This is a genomic window from Microbacterium pseudoresistens (assembly GCF_013409745.1).
In the GTDB taxonomy this organism is placed as follows: Bacteria; Actinomycetota; Actinomycetes; order Actinomycetales; family Microbacteriaceae; genus Microbacterium; species Microbacterium pseudoresistens.
In genome coordinates this window covers 119311-136265 of the sequence record NZ_JACCBH010000001.1, presented here as the reverse complement: position 1 = coordinate 136265, position 16955 = coordinate 119311, and the positions used below count along the sequence as shown (strand labels likewise).

The 16955-nt window shown below is 66.9% G+C and carries 21 protein-coding genes; 10 read left to right on the top strand and 11 right to left on the bottom strand.

The features are described from left to right. Window positions 1–70 precede the first annotated feature (70 nt). Window positions 71–1117 carry a 4-hydroxy-3-methylbut-2-enyl diphosphate reductase gene (locus tag BKA02_RS00675; protein WP_179435077.1) on the top strand — a complete coding sequence of 349 codons (1047 nt, stop codon included), beginning with the start codon at window positions 71–73 and terminating at the stop codon, window positions 1115–1117. A gap of 50 nt (window positions 1118–1167) precedes the next feature. Continuing rightward, window positions 1168–1749: a DUF6264 family protein gene (locus BKA02_RS00670; RefSeq protein ID WP_179430342.1), complete on the top strand. Its 582-nt coding sequence runs from the start codon at window positions 1168–1170 to the stop codon at window positions 1747–1749. Between the two features lie 21 nt (window positions 1750–1770). Here BKA02_RS00670 and ehuA read toward each other — a convergent pair whose 3' ends face one another. Genes ehuA through BKA02_RS00650 form a run of 4 tightly spaced genes read right to left on the bottom strand, consistent with a single transcriptional unit; the run spans window position 1771 to window position 4887 of the window. Then, window positions 1771–2586 (bottom strand): ectoine/hydroxyectoine ABC transporter ATP-binding protein EhuA, encoded by an 816-nt coding sequence (gene ehuA, locus BKA02_RS00665; RefSeq protein ID WP_370467877.1) that lies wholly within the window; start codon window positions 2584–2586, stop codon window positions 1771–1773. Further along, window positions 2573–3229, bottom strand: a complete 657-nt coding sequence (ehuD, locus tag BKA02_RS00660) for an ectoine/hydroxyectoine ABC transporter permease subunit EhuD (RefSeq protein WP_179430340.1) — start codon at window positions 3227–3229, stop codon at window positions 2573–2575. Before ehuD ends, ehuA begins: the two co-directional genes overlap by 14 nt. After that, window positions 3226–3945 (bottom strand): ectoine/hydroxyectoine ABC transporter permease subunit EhuC, encoded by a 720-nt coding sequence (gene ehuC, locus BKA02_RS00655; RefSeq protein WP_179430338.1) that lies wholly within the window; start codon window positions 3943–3945, stop codon window positions 3226–3228. The genes ehuD and ehuC overlap by 4 nt, the downstream gene beginning before the upstream one ends. Window positions 3946–3969: 24 nt before the next feature. Then, the gene (locus tag BKA02_RS00650; protein WP_179430336.1) at window positions 3970–4887 is read right to left on the bottom strand and encodes a transporter substrate-binding domain-containing protein; all 918 of its coding nucleotides are present in this window, start codon (window positions 4885–4887) and stop codon (window positions 3970–3972) included. 244 nt (window positions 4888–5131) lie between these two features. On the opposite strand from BKA02_RS00650, the gene BKA02_RS00645 reads away from it, so the two are divergent. After that, a complete protein-coding gene (locus tag BKA02_RS00645) occupies window positions 5132–5893 on the top strand; it encodes a GntR family transcriptional regulator (protein WP_179430334.1) in 762 nt (253 codons plus the stop codon). Between the two features lie 65 nt (window positions 5894–5958). Here the strand turns inward: BKA02_RS00645 and fbaA are convergent, their stop codons facing one another. Continuing rightward, window positions 5959–6987 carry a class II fructose-bisphosphate aldolase gene (gene fbaA / locus BKA02_RS00640; RefSeq protein WP_179430331.1) on the bottom strand — a complete coding sequence of 343 codons (1029 nt, stop codon included), beginning with the start codon at window positions 6985–6987 and terminating at the stop codon, window positions 5959–5961. Window positions 6988–7173: 186 nt separating this feature from the next. Here fbaA and glpX point away from each other — a divergent pair, with 186 nt between their 5' ends. After that, entirely contained in the window at window positions 7174–8160 is a 987-nt protein-coding gene (glpX, locus tag BKA02_RS00635) for a class II fructose-bisphosphatase (RefSeq protein ID WP_179430329.1), read from the top strand. A gap of 160 nt (window positions 8161–8320) precedes the next feature. After that, window positions 8321–8533: a UDP-N-acetylmuramyl pentapeptide phosphotransferase gene (locus BKA02_RS00630; RefSeq protein WP_179430327.1), complete on the top strand. Its 213-nt coding sequence runs from the start codon at window positions 8321–8323 to the stop codon at window positions 8531–8533. On the opposite strand, the gene BKA02_RS00625 is transcribed toward BKA02_RS00630, so the two are convergent. Then, window positions 8508–9794: a DNA recombination protein RmuC gene (locus BKA02_RS00625; protein WP_179430325.1), complete on the bottom strand. Its 1287-nt coding sequence runs from the start codon at window positions 9792–9794 to the stop codon at window positions 8508–8510. The two genes, BKA02_RS00630 and BKA02_RS00625, sit on opposite strands and share 26 nt — an antisense overlap. A gap of 43 nt (window positions 9795–9837) precedes the next feature. After that, on the bottom strand, window positions 9838–10428 hold the full coding sequence (locus tag BKA02_RS00620) for an exonuclease domain-containing protein (RefSeq protein ID WP_179430323.1): 591 nt from the start codon (window positions 10426–10428) through the stop codon (window positions 9838–9840). Between the two features lie 94 nt (window positions 10429–10522). Here BKA02_RS00620 and ychF point away from each other — a divergent pair, with 94 nt between their 5' ends. Beyond that, complete coding sequence (ychF, locus tag BKA02_RS00615) at window positions 10523–11596, top strand: redox-regulated ATPase YchF (protein WP_179430320.1); 1074 nt, start codon at window positions 10523–10525, stop codon at window positions 11594–11596. A gap of 84 nt (window positions 11597–11680) precedes the next feature. Here the strand turns inward: ychF and BKA02_RS00610 are convergent, their stop codons facing one another. Continuing rightward, window positions 11681–12553 carry a LysR family transcriptional regulator gene (locus BKA02_RS00610; protein WP_179430318.1) on the bottom strand — a complete coding sequence of 291 codons (873 nt, stop codon included), beginning with the start codon at window positions 12551–12553 and terminating at the stop codon, window positions 11681–11683. A gap of 70 nt (window positions 12554–12623) precedes the next feature. Here BKA02_RS00610 and BKA02_RS00605 point away from each other — a divergent pair, with 70 nt between their 5' ends. The 3 genes from BKA02_RS00605 to BKA02_RS00595 all read left to right on the top strand — a co-directional run bounded on the left by BKA02_RS00605 (window position 12624) and on the right by BKA02_RS00595 (window position 14246). Then, window positions 12624–12977, top strand: coding sequence for a nuclear transport factor 2 family protein (locus BKA02_RS00605; protein WP_218844387.1), 354 nt, complete (start codon window positions 12624–12626; stop codon window positions 12975–12977). 678 nt (window positions 12978–13655) lie between these two features. Then, window positions 13656–13937, top strand: a complete 282-nt coding sequence (locus BKA02_RS00600; protein ID WP_179430316.1) for a type II toxin-antitoxin system RelE/ParE family toxin — start codon at window positions 13656–13658, stop codon at window positions 13935–13937. Between the two features lie 9 nt (window positions 13938–13946). After that, window positions 13947–14246: a HigA family addiction module antitoxin gene (locus BKA02_RS00595; RefSeq protein WP_179430315.1), complete on the top strand. Its 300-nt coding sequence runs from the start codon at window positions 13947–13949 to the stop codon at window positions 14244–14246. Between the two features lie 158 nt (window positions 14247–14404). On the opposite strand, the gene BKA02_RS00590 is transcribed toward BKA02_RS00595, so the two are convergent. From BKA02_RS00590 to BKA02_RS00580, 3 genes are read right to left on the bottom strand one after another with little or no spacing between them, the layout of a single operon-like run. After that, a complete protein-coding gene (locus tag BKA02_RS00590) occupies window positions 14405–14761 on the bottom strand; it encodes a YciI family protein (RefSeq protein WP_179430313.1) in 357 nt (118 codons plus the stop codon). Next, complete coding sequence (locus BKA02_RS00585) at window positions 14758–16023, bottom strand: RNA polymerase sigma factor (protein WP_179430311.1); 1266 nt, start codon at window positions 16021–16023, stop codon at window positions 14758–14760. Before BKA02_RS00585 ends, BKA02_RS00590 begins: the two co-directional genes overlap by 4 nt. A gap of 42 nt (window positions 16024–16065) precedes the next feature. Continuing rightward, on the bottom strand, window positions 16066–16251 hold the full coding sequence (locus tag BKA02_RS00580; RefSeq protein ID WP_179430309.1) for a hypothetical protein: 186 nt from the start codon (window positions 16249–16251) through the stop codon (window positions 16066–16068). Window positions 16252–16514: 263 nt separating this feature from the next. Between BKA02_RS00580 and BKA02_RS00575 the strand changes: the two genes are divergently transcribed. After that, the gene (locus BKA02_RS00575; RefSeq protein WP_179430307.1) at window positions 16515–16895 is read left to right on the top strand and encodes a DUF2255 family protein; all 381 of its coding nucleotides are present in this window, start codon (window positions 16515–16517) and stop codon (window positions 16893–16895) included. The last annotated feature ends 60 nt before the right edge of the window (window positions 16896–16955 follow it).

The following is a 16955-nucleotide window of genomic DNA, read 5'->3' as shown; positions in this document are numbered from 1 at the left end:
CTGTTCCGGGCTTCTGTGCAGTGCGCGCCGGTAGACTCGAGCCGTGACTTCGACCGCTGTTCCGCTTCCCGTGCCGCGCGTTCCCCGTTCGCGTCGAGCCGAGGCGAACGTGCGCCTTCAGGATATCCCGGTGGACGGACACAAGCGGGTACTGCTGGCGGCCCCGCGCGGCTACTGCGCCGGCGTCGATCGCGCTGTGGTGGCGGTGGAGAAGGCGCTGGAGCGCTTCGGCGCGCCGGTGTACGTGCGCAAGCAGATCGTGCACAACATCCACGTCGTCACCGAGCTCGAGGCCAAGGGCGCGATCTTCGTCGACGAGGTCGATGAGGTGCCCGCAGGCGCGCACGTCGTCTTCAGTGCCCACGGCGTCTCTCCGGCGGTGGTCGACGCCGCCTCCGATCGCGGGCTGAACGCCATCGACGCGACGTGCCCGCTCGTGACCAAGGTGCACCGTGAAGCCGTGCGCTTCGCGCGCGACGACTACGAGATCCTCCTCATCGGCCATGAGGGCCACGAGGAGGTCGAGGGCACGGCGGGCGAGGCCCCCGAGCACGTCACGATCGTGAACTCTCCGGCCGAGGCCGACACGGTCGAGGTGCGCGATCCGTCCAAGGTCGTCTGGCTGTCGCAGACCACGCTCTCGGTCGATGAGACGATGCAGACCGTCGAACGGCTGCGAGCGCGCTTCCCCGAGCTGCATGACCCGCCGTCGGACGACATCTGCTACGCGACGCAGAACCGGCAGGTGGCGATCAAGAAGGTCGCGAAGGATGCCGATCTCGTGATCGTCGTCGGCTCTGCCAACTCGTCGAACAGCGTGCGCCTCGTGGAAGTCGCCCTCGAATACGGGGCCGCGGCCGCGTACCGGGTGGACTACGCCGACGAGATCCGGCAGGAATGGCTCGATGGCGTCGAGACCGTCGGCGTGACCAGCGGCGCCTCGGTTCCCGAGGTGCTCGTGCACGAAGTGCTCGCCGCGCTCGCGGACGCCGGATACGGCGACGTCGACGAGGTGCGCACGGCCGAGGAGGATCTCATGTTCTCCCTGCCCAAGGAGCTGCGCCAGGATGCGTCGGGCCAGCGCGACGCCCGCGGCCTCGGCGGACGCAGCCGCTGAGCGCTTCAATCGCTGAGCGCGCTCCAAGGCGGCGCTTATACGATGGCGGCGTGTCCGACCCCGTTGCCGCCTCCGGTTCCCATCCTCAGTTCGGCGAGTACGCCAGCCCCGAGGAGCAGGCCCGCCGCGCAGGCCGATCGATTGAGCCGGTCGCGGACGCGGAACCGTCGACGTCCGCGCCGACGGCTCGGCCCGGCAGCGCGTCGACCGCGTCTGCGGCGCCGCGTTCGTCAGCCGGGGAAGCGCGGCGGACGCATCCGGCGGACCGCATCATCACGCTGGCGTTGCTGGGCTACGGGTTGTTCACCGTGGTCTCGTCGGCGGTCGCGTACAGCGATATGACCACGCTCATGAACCAGGCGCTGTCGATGATGGGTGCGCAGGGCGAGTTCACCAATCACGCGCAGGGCAAGCTGTGGGGGATCATCGCCGCGGTCGTGCTCATCGCCGGGTGGACACTCACCGCCGGATGGGCGGCGATGCGTCTGCGGGCCGGCCGTTCCGCGTGGTGGGTGCCGCTCGTCGGCGCGGTGGTGTTCACCGTCGCCGCATCCGTGTGCCTGACGGTGCCGCTGCTCGGCGACCCCGCCTTCCTCGACGCGCTGAACGCCGGGGCGGGCGGCGCATCCTGACAGCCGCCGCGACCCGAGCGGTCAGAGCACGGCCGAGAGGAAGTCCTTCGTGCGCCGCTCCTGAGGGTCGGTGAAGATCTGCTCGGGCGAGCCCTCTTCGACGATGCGACCACCGTCGAACATGAGCACCCGGTTCGACACGTCGCGGGCGAACTGCATCTCATGGGTGACGATGAGCATCGTCACATCGGTGTTCTTCGCGATATCGCGGAGGATGCCCAGCACTTCGCCGACGACCTCGGGATCCAGGGCGCTGGTGACCTCATCGAGCAGCAGGATCTCGGGATCCATCGCGAGGGCGCGGGCGATCGCCACGCGCTGCTGCTGACCCCCGGAGAGCTGGGTGGGGTGCGCATCGGCCTTGTCGGGCAGGCCCACCATTCCCAGCAGTTCGTGCGCGCGGGCGACGGCCTGCGCCCTCGACTGGCGAAGCACATGCACGGGTGCCTCGATGATGTTCTCCAGCACGGTCATGTTCGGGAAGAGGTTGAACTGCTGGAAGACCATGCCGATGCGCTTTCGCATCTCGTTCTTGTGCTTCTCCTTCAGCTCGACCCGCTTGCCGTCGCGCGACTCGTGCGTGAGAGGTCGCCCGTCGATGAGGATGTAGCCGTCGTCGGCCTCCTCGAGAGTCATCACGAGGCGCAGGATGGTCGTCTTTCCCGATCCCGACGGTCCGATCAGAGTGACGCGATCGCCCTGGCGGACGGTGAAGTCGAGCTGGTCCAGCACGACGTTGTCACCGAAGCGCTTCACCACCTTGTCGAAGCGGATGGCGGGCACGTCGCCGTCGTCCAGCCGGAGGGCTCCAGTGTGGGTCTGTTCAGTGGTAGGCAAGGCGCTTCTCCAATCGAGTCACGAGGAGGGAGGTCGGGTAGCTCGCGACGAGGAACAGGATGCCCGCCATCGTGATCACCTCGATGTACCGGAAGTGGTTGCCGCCGTAGGTCTGCGCCGCGCCCAGCATGTCGACCACCGTGATGGTGGCGAGGAAGGGCGTCTCCTTGAACATCGAGATGACGTAGTTGCCCAGCGCCGGAGCGGTCGCCCGCACGGCTTGGGGGATGATGACGGCGACCCAGGTGCGGCGGCGCGACATCGACAGCGCCGTCGTCGCCTCCCACTGCCCCACCGGGATCGAGTCGATGCCGGCTCGATACACCTCCGCCATGTATGTGGCGTAGTGCACGCCGAACACGACGATGCCGATCACGAGCGGATCGATGCTCGTGAAGGCGAAGTAGATGAACAGCAGCTGCACCACCAGCGGTGTCATCCGCACGAAGTTCATGACGAACGTGAGGACGGCGGCGATGGGGCGCGGTGCGGTGCGGCGCGCGAGCGCGATCAGCAGGCCGAGCAGTGCGGCGATGGCGCTGCCGACGACCGTGACGAGGAGAGTCACGGTGAGGAACTTCCACAGCATGTCGGGCAGCGCCGCCCAGACGTGCTGCCAGTTCCAGAGCGAGTCGTCGATCATGGTGCGCCTCCCACCGCGGCGGCGACGGCCGAGGCTGTGCGCCGCGGCGCCTGGCCGAGGCGACGCTTGGCACGCCGTTCGAGGAGCGTCATCAGACCGGAGAACGCGTAGGCGATGCCGAAGTAGACCACCAGCGCGAGGGAGTATGTGAAGAAGACGTCGCGCGTCTCCTGGCGGAGGTCGTTGAACACGGCGGTGAGGTCGATGATCGTGATCAGATACACGACGGCGGTGCCCTTGATGAGCTGGATGAGCAGATTGTTCAGCGACGGCAGCATCAGCGCCCAGGCCTGGGGGAAGATGATGCGCCACATCCGCTGCATCCGTCCCATGCTGAGGGCGGTGGTCGCCTCCCATTGGCCGACGGGCACGGAGTTGATGGAGCCGCGCACCACCTCGGCGCCATAGGCGCCGTAGTTGAGGCCGAGCCCGACGATGCCGACGACGACGGCGGGCAGCTCGACGTTCATCGGAGGCAGCGGCAGCACGAAGAACAGGAAGAACAGCTGCACCAGCAGCGACGTGCCGCGGAAGAACTCGATGATCGTGCGGGCGATGCCGCGCAGCACGATGTTGTCGAGCCGGGCCATCAGCCCGAGGCCGACGGCGATGAGGAACGCCAGGAGAGCGCCGCCGATGCTGAGCTCGAGGGTGATCAGTAACCCGTCGAACAGCCGCGGCAGCGCTCTCCCGAGCGCGTCGAGGTTCTCGCTCACGAGAGTCGGTTCAGCCTCTCGTCGTCACTGCAGGTCGGCGAGGTCGCCGGCGCAGAGCTTCTCGGTCGTGACGTTCTCGGGCGGCAGGTTCTCGGCGGTGAATCCGAACGGCTCCACGAGGTCGAGGTAGGCCTGCTCGTCGCCGGTGATCTTGGCCAGCTCCTCGTTGTATGCCTCCCGCAGCTCGGAGTCCGCGGCGCGGAACACGGTGGCGCCGGCGCCGATCTGCTTGACGCCGTCGATCTCCTGCACGAACGCCTCGGTGGTCTCCAGGTCGTCCATGTCCTCCGTCATCCAGTTCAGCGACACGGCGGTGAGCGCGAAGGCGTCGGCGCGGCCGGATGCCACGGTCTCCAGCCCATTGGCGGCGCTGTCGACCTCGACGGTGTTGCTGTAGCCGCCCAGCTGCTCGACGTACCCGGCCTCGATCGCGCCGGACTGGATGGCGAGCTTCACGTCGCCGCCGGATGCCAGCACGGAGTCGAGGTCGCTGAGGCCCTTGGGGTTGCCCGCGGGCACGGCGAGCGTGGTGGTGTACATGATCTCGGGGTCGCTGAAGGCGGCCTGCTCGCATCGATCGGGAAGGATCGACATCCCGGCACTGACGACATCCCAGCGCCCGGCGTTGAGACCGGGGATCAGGTTGTCCCAGTCGACCTGCTCCACTTCGATGTTGTCGATGCCGAGGTTGGAGAAGATCTCCTTATGGATGGCGATGGTCGCGCCCGTGGGCTCGCCGTCGTCGCCGATCCACGAGTAGGGCTGCTCGCCGTTGATCGCGAGCGTGACGGTGCCTTCCTCCTGCAGCCGCTCGAGGGTGCTCTGGCCGCTGTCCTCGCCGGATGCGGAACCGCCGTCGCCGCCGGATGCGCATCCGGCGAGGGCGAGCGTCAGCACCCCCGTGGTAGCGAGTGCGAGTCGTGCTGCTGTGCGCTTTCTCATAGTGCTCCCTGTTCGTCGCGGGGCCTCGTGAACATGCGAGGGTGCTCGCGGATTGGACAACCGTGCTCGGGCGCGACGGCCGCGGTTCACGATACGGATTCTGTCGATGCAAGTACAATCAGACGCGCGGATTGTCGACAATGAGACAAAAATGTTGCCGAAGGGTCGTGCATGTCTTACGGCTCCGATGGGGCGACAATTGATCATCAGACGCTCCGCGCGTCCGCGAGCAGAGGAGACGTGAATGCCCCGTGAGATGCCCCGATCCGTCGGCCGGGCGTCCGTGCTGCGCGTGCCACGCCTGTCCACGGTCGATCTCATCGCGATCGAGCTGCGTAAGGCGATCTTCTCCGGCGCGCTTCCCGTCGGGGCGCCCTTGCGGGAGGTCGAGATCGCCTCGCAGCTGGGCGTGAGTCGGAGCCCGCTGCGCGAGGCCGCCCAGCGGCTCGTGCAAGACGGCGTGCTCGTCTCCGTCCCCGGCCGCGGCATGAGCGTCGCCGTCATCGAGGGCGACGACATCGACGACGTCTATGCCATGCGCCTCGCCGTGGAAGCGCAGGCCGTGCGGATCATCACCCGCACCGGCGATGCCGCCGTGCTCGAGCGCATCCGCGTCGCCTTCGACGAATACGCTGGAGCCAGCCGCGGCGAGGACGCCATGACCATCGGCAACGCCGATCTGGAGTTCCACCAGGTGCTCGTCGACGCTGCCGGCAGCGAACGGCTCTCCCGCGCCATGGCGGCCCTGGTCATGCAGACCCGCATCGCCAGCTTCAGCGTCGCCGACGGGTACACCGTGCGCCGCTCCGTCTCGCCCACGTACGACACGCTGCTGGCTGCGCTCGCCGCGGGAGACGCCCCGGCGGGGATCCGGGCGCTGGAGGAGCAGTTCGCCGACGCCGCCCTGCGCCTGCACGGCGAGGACGACACCGTCGACACGGTCGAGACCGACGTCGATGAGGATCGCCAGGTCTTCCAGCCGATCGACGCGCCCGCCGCCGAGTAGCGACGGCGGAGAGGGAAGACGAAAGTGCCCCGGCCGAAGCGACCGGGGCACTCGAGGGCGGTGCGTCAGCTCTGCGACTGACCCGCCGAGCCGAGCTGCTTGGTCGACTCGACGACGCGGGCGGCCATGGCCGACTCCGCGATCTTGCCCCAGGCGCGGGGGTCGTACTGCTTCTTGTTGCCGACCTCGCCGTCGACCTTGAGCACGCCGTCGTAGTTCTTGAACATGTAGTCGGCGATCGCACGGGTGTACGCGTACTGCGTGTCGGTGTCGATGTTCATCTTGATCACGCCGTTGGCCACCGCGAGCGCGATCTCCTCGTCGGTCGATCCCGAGCCGCCGTGGAAGACGAGATCGAGCGGCTTCGGGCCCGTGCCGTACTTGGCGGCGACGTCGGCCTGGATGTCGCCGAGCAGCTCGGGCCGGAGCTTGACCCCACCGGGCTTGTAGACGCCGTGCACGTTGCCGAACGTGAGCGCGGCGATGTAACGGCCCTGATCGCCCAGGCCCAGGGCCTGCACCGCCTGATCGACGTCGGCGAAGGTCGTGTACAGGGCCTCGTTGGAGCCCTCGTGCGAGACGCCGTCCTCCTCGCCGCCGACGACGCCGATCTCGACCTCGAGGATGGCGTTGATGTTCTTCATGCGGGGGAGCAGATCCTTGGCGATCTCGATGTTCTCCTGCAGCGGCACGGCCGAGCCGTCCCACATGTGCGACTGGAAGATGGGGTTGCGGCCGGCCTTGACCTCTTCTTCGCTGGCGGCGATGAGGGGCTCGACGAAGCCGGCGAGGGCATCCTTCGGGCAGTGGTCGGTGTGCAGCGCGACGGTGATCGGGTACGACTTCGCGACCTCGGTGGCGAACTTCGCGAACGCGAGGGCGCCGGTGGCGCGCGCCTTGACAGTGTGGCCGGCGAAGTAGTCGGCACCGCCCGTGGTCACCTGGATGATGCCGTCGGAGCCGGCCTCTGTCAGGCCCTGGAGCACGGCGTGGATCGTCTGGGAGCTGGAGACGTTGAACGCGGGGTAGGCGAATCCGCCCGCCTTCGCGCGATCGAGCATCTCGGCGTACTGGTCCGGGGTGGCGACGGGCATGGCATCTCCTGTGCTGTACGGCGGGGGTCAGAGACACTCTATCGCCGTGCTGTGCAGGCACGAGCGGCGATGAGCGGGGTCGTCCGCACCGGATGGTGTGAGCGATGTTAAGAACGGTCGAACTTTCGCTCACTGCGCTTGTGAATTTCGCCGTCGTGCACGACGCACCGCCCTAGGCTTGGAGGCATGGTGAGCCTGACTGAAGACCTCAGCCCTCTTCGCCCCGATCGCAACCTCGCTCTCGAGCTCGTGCGCGCGACCGAGGCCGCGGCCATCCGCGCCGTGCCGTTCATCGGTCGAGGGCAGAAGGAAGCGGCGGACGGCGCCGCGGTCGATGCCATGCGCGCGTTCCTCGGCACCGTCGCCTTCGACGGCAGGGTCGTCATCGGCGAGGGCGAGAAGGACAACGCTCCCATGCTGTTCAACGGTGAGCACGTCGGCACCGGCAAGGGCCCGGCGTGCGACATCGCGGTGGACCCGATCGATGGCACCTCGCTCACGGCGGCCGGTCGTCAGAACGCGCTTTCGGTGATCGCCGTCTCCGATCGGGGCACGATGCTCGACGCGTCGAGTGTCTTCTACATGGACAAGCTCGTCACCGGCCCCGCCGGTGTCGGCGTCGTCGACATCCGCCTGCCGATCGGCGAGAACATCCGCCGACTCGCCGAGGCGCTGGGCAAGCCGGTCGATGAGATCGTCGTCTCGGTGCTCAACCGTCCCCGCCACGAGCAGCTCATCGACGACATCCGCGAGGCGGGAGCCGGCACCCGCCTCATGTCGGATGGCGACGTCGCGGGCGGTATCAATGCCGCACGTCACGCCGCGCGCACCGACATGTGCGTCGGCATCGGCGGCAGCCCCGAGGGCATCGTGACCGCGTGCGCCATCAAGGCGCTGGGCGGGCACATCCAGGGCCGCCTGTGGGCGCGCGATGACGACGAGCGTCAGCGCGGCATCGACTCCGGCCTCGACATGGACAAGGTCTACGAGGCCGACGACCTGGTCAAGGGCAACAACACGATCTTCGTCGCCACGGGCGTCACCGACGGACAGCTCGTGGCCGGTGTGCGCCGTGAGGGCGGATACGTGTACACGGAGAGCGTCGTGCTCCGCGGAGCCTCCGGAACGCTGCGTCGCGTGTCCTCCGATCACCTCGTCTCGAAGTGGCTCTGATCCTGCTCTGACGATCGCACGGCTGAGCCGGATGCTTTCGTTATCGAGCCGGTATGGCCGATTCGGGCTGTTCTCCGACATGCTTCCCGCGCGGCTGGCACAATAGAGGCGGCATTCGTTGCGGATCGCGGCTGCGAGAACCGCTTCGAGAGGGGACATGATGACAACCGAGAACGTGTACCGGCAGACGACGGTCACCGACACCGGCAGCATCACCGTCGTCGAGATGGATGCGAAGCGCCGCACCGACGTACTGTTCCGGGTTCGTCACGACGAGGGGCACGAAGTCAGCGCGTGGTGGATGATCGGCGCCTTCGTCGTGTTCTCCGGCGCCGTTGTCGCTCTGCTCAGCTGGGTTCCCGGCGGGGCCTGACCTCCACCGCATCCGCATCGTCGAGACGTGCTCTCAGATCGCCGATCTCGGCGGTCAGCGGGGACTCCGCATCGGGTTCGTGTGCACGGGGTTCGGGCAGATTCAGTTCTTCGGCGCCGAATCGACGCGTACTATCGGTGATCGCCGGCGGAGTGTCCAGGCCGTTCGGATCAATCCCGGGAAAGCGCCGTGCGGTCACGAGCACGCGGTTCTCGAGCGAGCCGGCGAAGCGGTTGTAGCTGTCGACCGTGCGTTCCAGCGCCTTGCGCAGGTCGTCGGCGTGACGGGCCATGACGCCCACCCGCTCGTACAGTTGCGTGCCGAGTGCGAGGAGGTCGCGCGCTTCGCTGGAGACCTCCTGCTGGGTCCAGGTGTAGGCGACGGTCTTAAGCACCGCCCAGAGGTTGACCGGAGAGGCCAGCGCGATCCGCTTGCCGAAGGCGTGATCGAGCAGTGCTGGGTCCTCGTCGATGGCCGAGGCGAGCAACGACTCGCTCGGCAGGAAGCAGATGACGAACTCGGGGCTCGACTCCAGCCCCGACCAGTACGCCTTCTTCGACAGGGCGTCGACGTGGGCGCGCACGGCGCGCACGTGCTGCTGCATCAGGATGCGACGGCGCGGCTCATCGGTGCCGTTGAGCGCGCTGGCCTCGAGGTAGGCGTCGAGGGGGACCTTCGCATCCACGGCGATCGATGCGCCCCCGGCCAGGCGGATCACCATGTCGGGGCGACCGCGCCCGTGGTCGGAGCGGATCGTCTCCTGCAGATCGAAATCCACGTGCCGGGTGAGTCCCGCGGCCTCGACGACACGGCGCAGCTGCGTCTCACCCCAGACGCCGCGCGTCGACGTGGAGCGCAGTGCGCCGGCGAGCGACTCCGTCGTGGCACGCAGCGCCTCATCGCTCTCGTGGGCGCGCCGCAGCTGTTCGCTGAGCGCGCCGAACTGCGCCTGGCGATCCTGCTCGAGGGTCGTGACGGCACGCTGCATGCGATGGAGCGACTCGCTGACGGGCGCGAGAGCCGTGATGACGGCGTTCTCGCGCTGCGCCCGTTCGGCGTTCTCGCGCTGCTCACTGCGGGCGTGCTCGACGGCGTCGCGGTAGAGGTCGTACTGCCGATCGCGTTCTTCTCGCAGCGCGGTGGTCTCGGCCTCGGCGCGCGCGAGAGCGGCGGCATTGCGCGCTCGGCCGATGAGCCAGCCGAGCGCCGCGCCGAACAGCAGTGCCGCCGTGGCGATGACGATGATGGTCAGAGCGTCCATGGAGTCATCATGGCGCGGGGCACCGACATCGCCGCGGGGAGGATCAGGCAGCGGCGCGCTCTGCAGGCAACCGCGGCTCGACGACCCGGATGCCGAGCGCATCGGCCAGCTCATCCACGCTGCCTGCGGTCGTGCGCTGCGCGGCGTCGATGACGATCTGTGCGCACGCCTTCGCGTCGGCCAGTGCATCGTGGTGAGCGAATGCGCCGAACCCGGCGGCGGCCGCAGCGATGGGCAGACGGTAGGAGTCGAGCTGGTACACCTTGCGCGCGACCTGGAGGCTGCACAGCGAACGATAGGGCGGAGGAGCGTCTCCCGTCGCCTCGCACGCGCGACGCAGCACGTTGAGGTCGAACCCGGAGTTGTGCGCCACGAGAACGTCGGCGCCGGCGAATGCGCAGAGTCGGTCGAGCTGCTCGCTCCACCCGTCGGCCGCCGCGACGTCGTCGGGCTGGATGCCGTGGATGCGTACGTTCCAGGTCTGGAACTCGTCATGACCGGCAGGAGGGCGGATGAGCCATCCCGCGGTGGCGACGACCTCGCCGCCGCGCACGCGAACCAGGCCGACCGAGCAGGCGGAGGCGGGGGAGGAGTTCGCCGTCTCGAAGTCGATCGCGGTGAAATCCAGGGCCACGCATCCACCCTCGCGGGGCGCAGGACGGAATCACGTCAGGCGCGCCGCGACGGAGTCGATTCATCCCCGTCCGGCGCCGGTAGACTCGTACCCCGTGGCTCTCACCATCGGAATCGTCGGACTGCCCAACGTCGGCAAGTCCACCCTCTTCAACGCGCTCACCAAGAACGACGTGCTCGCGGCGAACTACCCGTTCGCGACCATCGAGCCCAATGTCGGGGTGGTGAACCTGCCCGACCCGCGCCTGAAGACGCTGGCCGGCATCTTCGGCAGCGAGCGTATCCTTCCTGCGACGGTGTCGTTCGTCGACATCGCCGGCATCGTGCGCGGCGCGAGCGAGGGAGAGGGGCTGGGCAACCAGTTCCTCGCGAACATCCGCGAGGCCGATGCGATCGCCCAGGTGGTGCGTGGGTTCTCCGACGACGATGTCGTTCACGTCGACGGGGCCGTCAACCCGGCATCCGACATGGAGACGATCAATGCCGAGCTCATGCTCGCCGACCTGCAGACGCTGGAGAAGGCGATTCCCCGGTTCGAGAAGGAAGTGCGGGGTAAGAAAGCGGATCCCGCCGTGCTCGACACCGCGAACCAGGCGAAGGATACGCTCGAGCGCGGTCACCTGCTGTCGGTCAGCGGCATCGACCTCGGGCCCATCAAGGAGCTCGGGCTTCTCACCTCGAAGCCAGTCATCTTCGTCTTCAACGTCGACGAGGGCGTGCTCACGGATGCGTCGCGCAAGGCCGAGCTGGAGGCGCTCGTCGCCCCCGCCAAGGCGATCTTCCTCGACGCGAAGATCGAGTCGGAGCTCATCGACCTCGATCCCGAGGACGCGGCTGAACTGCTGGCGTCCACGGGCCAGGAGGAATCGGGGCTCGACCAACTAGCACGCATCGGCTTCGAGACGCTGGGGCTGCAGACCTACCTCACGGCCGGCCCGAAGGAGTCTCGCGCCTGGACCATCGGCAAGGGCTGGAAGGCGCCGCAGGCCGCGGGCGTGATCCACACCGACTTCGAGAAGGGCTTCATCAAGGCCGAGGTGATCTCGTTCGACGATCTCATCGAGACCGGATCCGTGCTCGAGGCCCGCGCCAAGGGAAAGGCGCGCCTCGAGGGCAAGGACTACGTCATGCGAGACGGCGACGTGGTGGAGTTCCGTTTCAACGTGTGATTGCTGATTCGCTCGCGATTCGCCGCCCGGTCGTCTGCAACGGGCGGGCGGGGCGCTGTCTGGCACCGGCGCGCGATGTGGCTTTCAGCTCGCAGCAGTGAGATTCCGGCGGAGGACGTTGAACAGCGCGTGGGCGGCAGGACCAGGGCCCGGGCGAACAGCAACGGAAAGTGCGGCATGCATTGCGTGGCGCAGAGGAACAGCGACGAGCGGCGGATCGATCATCGATTCTGAGAGCACAGCGACGCCCGCGCCGCGGGCAGCTAGCTCGAGCACGGTGTCGGGGGAGTGTGCTTCGACCGCGGGTCGGAGGTCGCGTTCCGCCGCGTCGCTCATCTGATCCAGCGCGGCGCGGATGCCAGTGCCGACCGCGAGCGTGATGACTTCTACATCCGCGAGTTCGTGGACATCGAGCGCACCGCTCCCGCACCACGGATGATCCTCCGGCACTCCGACGGAGATGGCCTCGTCGACGAACGTCACACTGGTGATCGTCGACGGAAGCGGTTCGGAATGTGCGAGCAGCACCACGTCGAGATCGCCCGCCAGCAACCCCGCGAGCAATGTGTCCGAGTCATCCTCGACCAGCGTCGCGCTCACTCCCGGGTGATCTGTACGGAACTCCGCGAAGCCATCGAGGAAGCCCGGGATCGTGCATCCGATGATCGTGCCGATCCGCACGTTCCCTCGAACGAGTCCGACCAGTTCGTTGCTCACGAGCTCAAGCTCGTCGATTCCTGCGAGCACAGCTTGCATCGTCGGCATCATCGCCTGGCCCTCGGGCGTGAGACGTGGCGTGCGCGAGGATCGGTCGAAGAGCGTGACGCCGAGCTCGCGCTCGAGCTTCGCGACCTGGGCGGAGACGCCGGGCTGGCTGACGTGGAGCGCACTCGCGGCCGCGGTGAACGAACCGAGCCGGCCCACCTCGATGACGTATCGGAGCTGATGCAGTTCCATAACCATGGATGCTAGTTCAGATAAAGAGTAGATGTTTTACTTCTGTAATCGAGGAGGAGAGCATGGAAACATGACTTCCTCAGAGATGACGCCCGCGGCAATCGCCGAGTTCTACTTCGAGTGCTGGGCGGCCGGCGATCCCGAGCCGCTCCGCGACCTGCTGCATCCGGAAGTTACGTTTGATGGAGCTCTCGGATCCACGCGCGGTCCCGATGAGTTCTTGGAAGGGCTGGCGGGAATGTTCGCGGCGACGGAGACGAACACCGTGCGGCTGCGCTTGGCCTCCGAAGACGACGTCGTCACCTGGTCGGAACTCCGGATCGGCGACAAAGCTCCGATGCAGGTCGCGAACTGGACCCACGTCGAAGACGGAAGGATCGTTGCGGTTCGCGTGACGTTCGATCCGCGGCCGATGTTCGCCTGAGCGCTTCATTCAGGGGACGCTGACGTACCTGAGTGTAGATGTTCGTATCTGCCGGAACGTGGTGGATTTCCGCTTCTCAAACTGAACCTTTGACGAGTTGAGATGCCATAATATGGGCGCTTGCCGATCGTGTTGCGGTCGTGTGATGCCCCGTAAAGTTGCATCCCATGCGGGTTGAGAAGTCGTCTCTGATCGATCCTGAACTCTTGTCTCTGGTTGAAGAGTCCCAGGCTTTCTATGCACGCCGACGTCCTGGGCAGGGGCCTCGTGGTCTCGGTGAGCTCACTCAGGCTCGAGAAGCTGCTCCCGCGCCAGCCGAGTGCGTGCCGGCTCCGTCGGTGGAGACGGTGAGCGCTGGCGAGCGTGACGTGCGTGTGCGCATCCATATGCCGGTGGGGCAACCGCCCGAAGGTGTGCTCTTGGAGATCCACACGGGCGGCTTCTATCGCGGATCCGCCGCTGGTAGCGATATACCGAATCGTCGTCTCGTGGATGCTCTGGGTGTTGCCGTCGTGGCCGGCTGCCCCCGATGATTGTCAGACAGCCGCACTGTGGCTCGCTGAGCACGCCGAAACACGGTGACGAAATGCTGGAGCAGAGGTTGGTCCGCGCCGGAACTAGGTGGAGTTCCGGTTTAACGTCTAGCGTTATTGACGCATTGCGTTATAGACTGAGCCCGTGATCAGATCGTTTGCCGACCGTGACACCGCGCGTGTCTGGCGTCGCGAACCGGCGAAGCGATTCGATCCGCGCATACACAAAACGGCGAATCGGAAGCTGCATCTGCTCGATGCCGCGTCGTCGCTCGACGCGTTGCGGGTGCCCCCAGGAAACCGTCTGGAGGCGCTCAAGAGTGATCGAGCCGGCCAACACAGCATACGGGTCAACGACCAATGGCGGATCTGCTTCAGGTGGACCGACGCCGGACCCGAGGACGTTGAAATCGTCGACTACCACTGAGGAGTGATCATGTCCAGGAAGCTCTACCCGCCCATCCATCCGGGCGAGGTTCTGATGGAGGACTTCATCGAGGGGTTCGGCATCACACAGAACAAGCTCGCCGTGTCGATCGGAGTGCCGCCGCGGCGCATCAACGAGATCGTCCATGGCAAGCGTGCGATCACGGCCGACACCGCGCTGCGGCTGGGGCGCTATTTCGGCATCTCGCCGCAGTTCTGGCTGAACCTGCAGACGCAGTACGAACTGGAGGTCGCAGAGGATCGAGTATCCGAGCAAATCGCCCAGATCACACCGTTGAAGGTCGCGTGAGCGAGCGGACGTGACGCCGACTCGTCCGAAAGGTCGCGTCGGATACGTCGTGCATCATCAGCAGTTGCTTGTTTTCACACCTGCGGTGACAGCGCTAACGGTGACGTAACCCGGTCGAGTCCCGGTTCAACGTCTAGCGTCGTTGACGAGGTTGCCGGTCACTCCTCATCCCACGGCAGTCTCACCTGCGGAAGAATGTAGATGCGGCCGAGGGTCGCGACCGGATGCTTCGTCATGTACTCGGCGGCCTCGTCGATCGAGTCGGCGGTGATGACGTCATAGCCGGCGAACCACTCCTTGAACTCGGGGAACGGGCCGTCGGTAATCAGGGCTCGGCCGTCACGGACGACGACGGACTTCGCCTGCTCGGCACCCGCGACAGGTGCCCCCTCGCCGAGACGTCCTGTCGCTTCGCCCTCGGCAGCCCAGCGTTCGAGCATCGCCTGGTCCTCGGACGGGGTCAGATCGGTGCCGGTGGGGTCGGACATGTGGATGACGAGGTACTTGCTGCTCATGAGGGTTCTCCATTCGATGGTGCGAGCTGATTTCGTCGGCGGATGAGGTGAGCCGTCTCGGCGGTGTTCCCGGCCAGATCGATGGCGCGGTCATAGGCCGCTCGGGCGTCTGCGGAGCGGCCGGTCGCGCGCAGCAGTTCCGCACGGGTGACGTGGAAGGCGTGGTGGCCGTCGAGCTCGTCGGTGAGTCGGTCGACGATCGCGAGAGCGAGGTCGGGTGAGTCGTGCTCGGAGAGCGCGATGGCCTTATTGAGCGTGACGAGTGGACTCGGGTCGATCTCCTCGAGCCGGGAGTAGAGGCGCGCGATGCGCGCCCAGTCGGTGTCACGCGGATGCGGGGCGGTGACGTGTGCAGCATTGATCTCCGCGAGCAGCCGGTATCTGCCGGAGGGTTCATCACCCTCCCGTGATCCGAGCAGGTGCAGACCTTCGGCGATCAGCTCGCGGTCCCAGGACCCACGATCCTGCTCATCGAGCCGCACCAGTTCACCGTCGGCCGAGACACGGGCCTGAGAGCGGGCGTCGGTGAGCAGCATCAACGCGAGCAGACCGACCACCTCGGCATCGTCAGGCCGGAGTTCATGTGCGAGCCGGGTGAGCCGGATCCCCTCGGCGGTCAGCTCGCGCCGGATCGCGGGCGTGTCGGGACCCGAAGCGAGGTATCCCTCGTTGAAGACGAGGTACAGCACCACGAGGACCGCATCGATGCGCGCGGGGATGTCCTCCGCCGCGGGGATCGCGAAGGGGATGCCGGCCGCTTTGATTTTCGCCTTGGCCCGGCTGATCCGCTGACCCATGGTCGTGTCCTGCACGAGGAATGCATGGGCGATCTCGGCGACGGTGAGCCCGCCGACGATCCTCAAGGTCAGCGCAACACGCGCGTCGAGCGAGAGCTCCGGATGGCAGCAGATGAACAGCAGCCGAAGCCGATCATCCTCGATGGCGCCGGTCGGGGCGGCGGGTTCCGGATCCTGCAGCCGCAGCGCGTCCCGGTGCTTCTCGTCTCGACGCGCCTCACGTCGCAGCCGGTCGATCGCCCTGCGATTCGCTGTCGTGGTCACCCACCCGGCAGGGTTCGGCGGTATGCCGTGTGCCGGCCAGCGCTCGACGGCGGTCGCGAACGCCTCCGCGGTCATCTCCTCGGCCAGGTCGAGGTCTCCGAACCGCCGCATGAGTCCCGCGACGATCCGCGCCCACTCCTCGCGATGCGTGCGCGTGATCACCGTCGCGACATCCCGAGTGTCGTCCTGGGGTTCCGGCATGGTCATCATCTCCTCGCTGCATCTGCTCTCCGACCGGGCCGTTCAGCTTGCGACAGTCTTCCGGAAAAGCCGTCGGATCGGCGTGCGGTCGGAAGACTGCCGCAGCGGGCGCTCGGCCTTGGCGGCCGCCCCGCGCTCAGCGGCAACGCGACGCCGCTCCGCCTCGACCATGGCCCGCTGGATCTCGGCCTGGTGATAGGTGATCGCCAACATCGGATCGGTATACATGGAGGGCGCCCTTCCTGATCGGACCGGAATCGTTGCATCCCGGCTATCAGGACCACGAACGGGCGCGGCTCATTTCGACACCGGCTTGACAGGTTGGAGTTCGACACGACAATACGAACGGCGGATGAGGTCGCAGTTGCCCTCGGCTCCTGCCTGAATAGGAAAGAGGGAACGGCAGGGGTCAGCCGATATCTGGCCGCCGAGCAGGATGGCGGGCGGGTCGCCCTGGCACACTGAACATATCTCGAACAGAGGACCACATCATGGCTGGATGGACGAAGGACGAACTCGACCGCATCAACGCCGACACCTACTTCACCGTCGGGGCGACCCTGCCCGACGGGACGACTCCCAAGACCGTCGACATCTGGTCGGTGCCGGTGGGGAACCGGATCTTCATCCGCTCCTTCAACGGCACGCAGGGCAAGTGGTACGGGCCGGCGCTGGAGACCGGCCGCGGCCGGATCTCGGCCGGAGGCGTCGAGAAGGCGGTGCGCTTCGTGCCCGTCGACCCGGAGGACGAGGAGACGAACCAGGACGTTGATGCCTCCTTCCTCGAGAAGTACTCCGATAGCCAGTACTCGGTGACGATGTCGACCGCGCCGGTGCGTCGCAACACGCTCGAGGTTGTCCCCGAGGACTGACGTGGACGACGATGAGGTCCCGGAAGTCGTCGCATGACGGCTCCCGGGACCTCCTCTGCA

Coding starts and splice junctions, on each gene's coding strand:
- ehuD (WP_179430340.1), bottom strand. CDS start 3,229: ATGATCGACGACTCGCTCTGGAACTGGCAGCACGTCTGGGCGGCGCTG.
- BKA02_RS00650 (WP_179430336.1), bottom strand. CDS start 4,887: ATGAGAAAGCGCACAGCAGCACGACTCGCACTCGCTACCACGGGGGTG.
- BKA02_RS00645 (WP_179430334.1), top strand. CDS start 5,132: ATGCCCCGTGAGATGCCCCGATCCGTCGGCCGGGCGTCCGTGCTGCGC.
- fbaA (WP_179430331.1), bottom strand. CDS start 6,987: ATGCCCGTCGCCACCCCGGACCAGTACGCCGAGATGCTCGATCGCGCG.
- glpX (WP_179430329.1), top strand. CDS start 7,174: ATGGTGAGCCTGACTGAAGACCTCAGCCCTCTTCGCCCCGATCGCAAC.
- BKA02_RS00630 (WP_179430327.1), top strand. CDS start 8,321: ATGACAACCGAGAACGTGTACCGGCAGACGACGGTCACCGACACCGGC.
- BKA02_RS00625 (WP_179430325.1), bottom strand. CDS start 9,794: ATGGACGCTCTGACCATCATCGTCATCGCCACGGCGGCACTGCTGTTC.
- BKA02_RS00610 (WP_179430318.1), bottom strand. CDS start 12,553: ATGGAACTGCATCAGCTCCGATACGTCATCGAGGTGGGCCGGCTCGGT.
- BKA02_RS00605 (WP_218844387.1), top strand. CDS start 12,624: ATGACTTCCTCAGAGATGACGCCCGCGGCAATCGCCGAGTTCTACTTC.
- BKA02_RS00595 (WP_179430315.1), top strand. CDS start 13,947: ATGTCCAGGAAGCTCTACCCGCCCATCCATCCGGGCGAGGTTCTGATG.
- BKA02_RS00590 (WP_179430313.1), bottom strand. CDS start 14,761: ATGAGCAGCAAGTACCTCGTCATCCACATGTCCGACCCCACCGGCACC.
- BKA02_RS00585 (WP_179430311.1), bottom strand. CDS start 16,023: ATGCCGGAACCCCAGGACGACACTCGGGATGTCGCGACGGTGATCACG.
- BKA02_RS00580 (WP_179430309.1), bottom strand. CDS start 16,251: ATGTATACCGATCCGATGTTGGCGATCACCTATCACCAGGCCGAGATC.
- BKA02_RS00575 (WP_179430307.1), top strand. CDS start 16,515: ATGGCTGGATGGACGAAGGACGAACTCGACCGCATCAACGCCGACACC.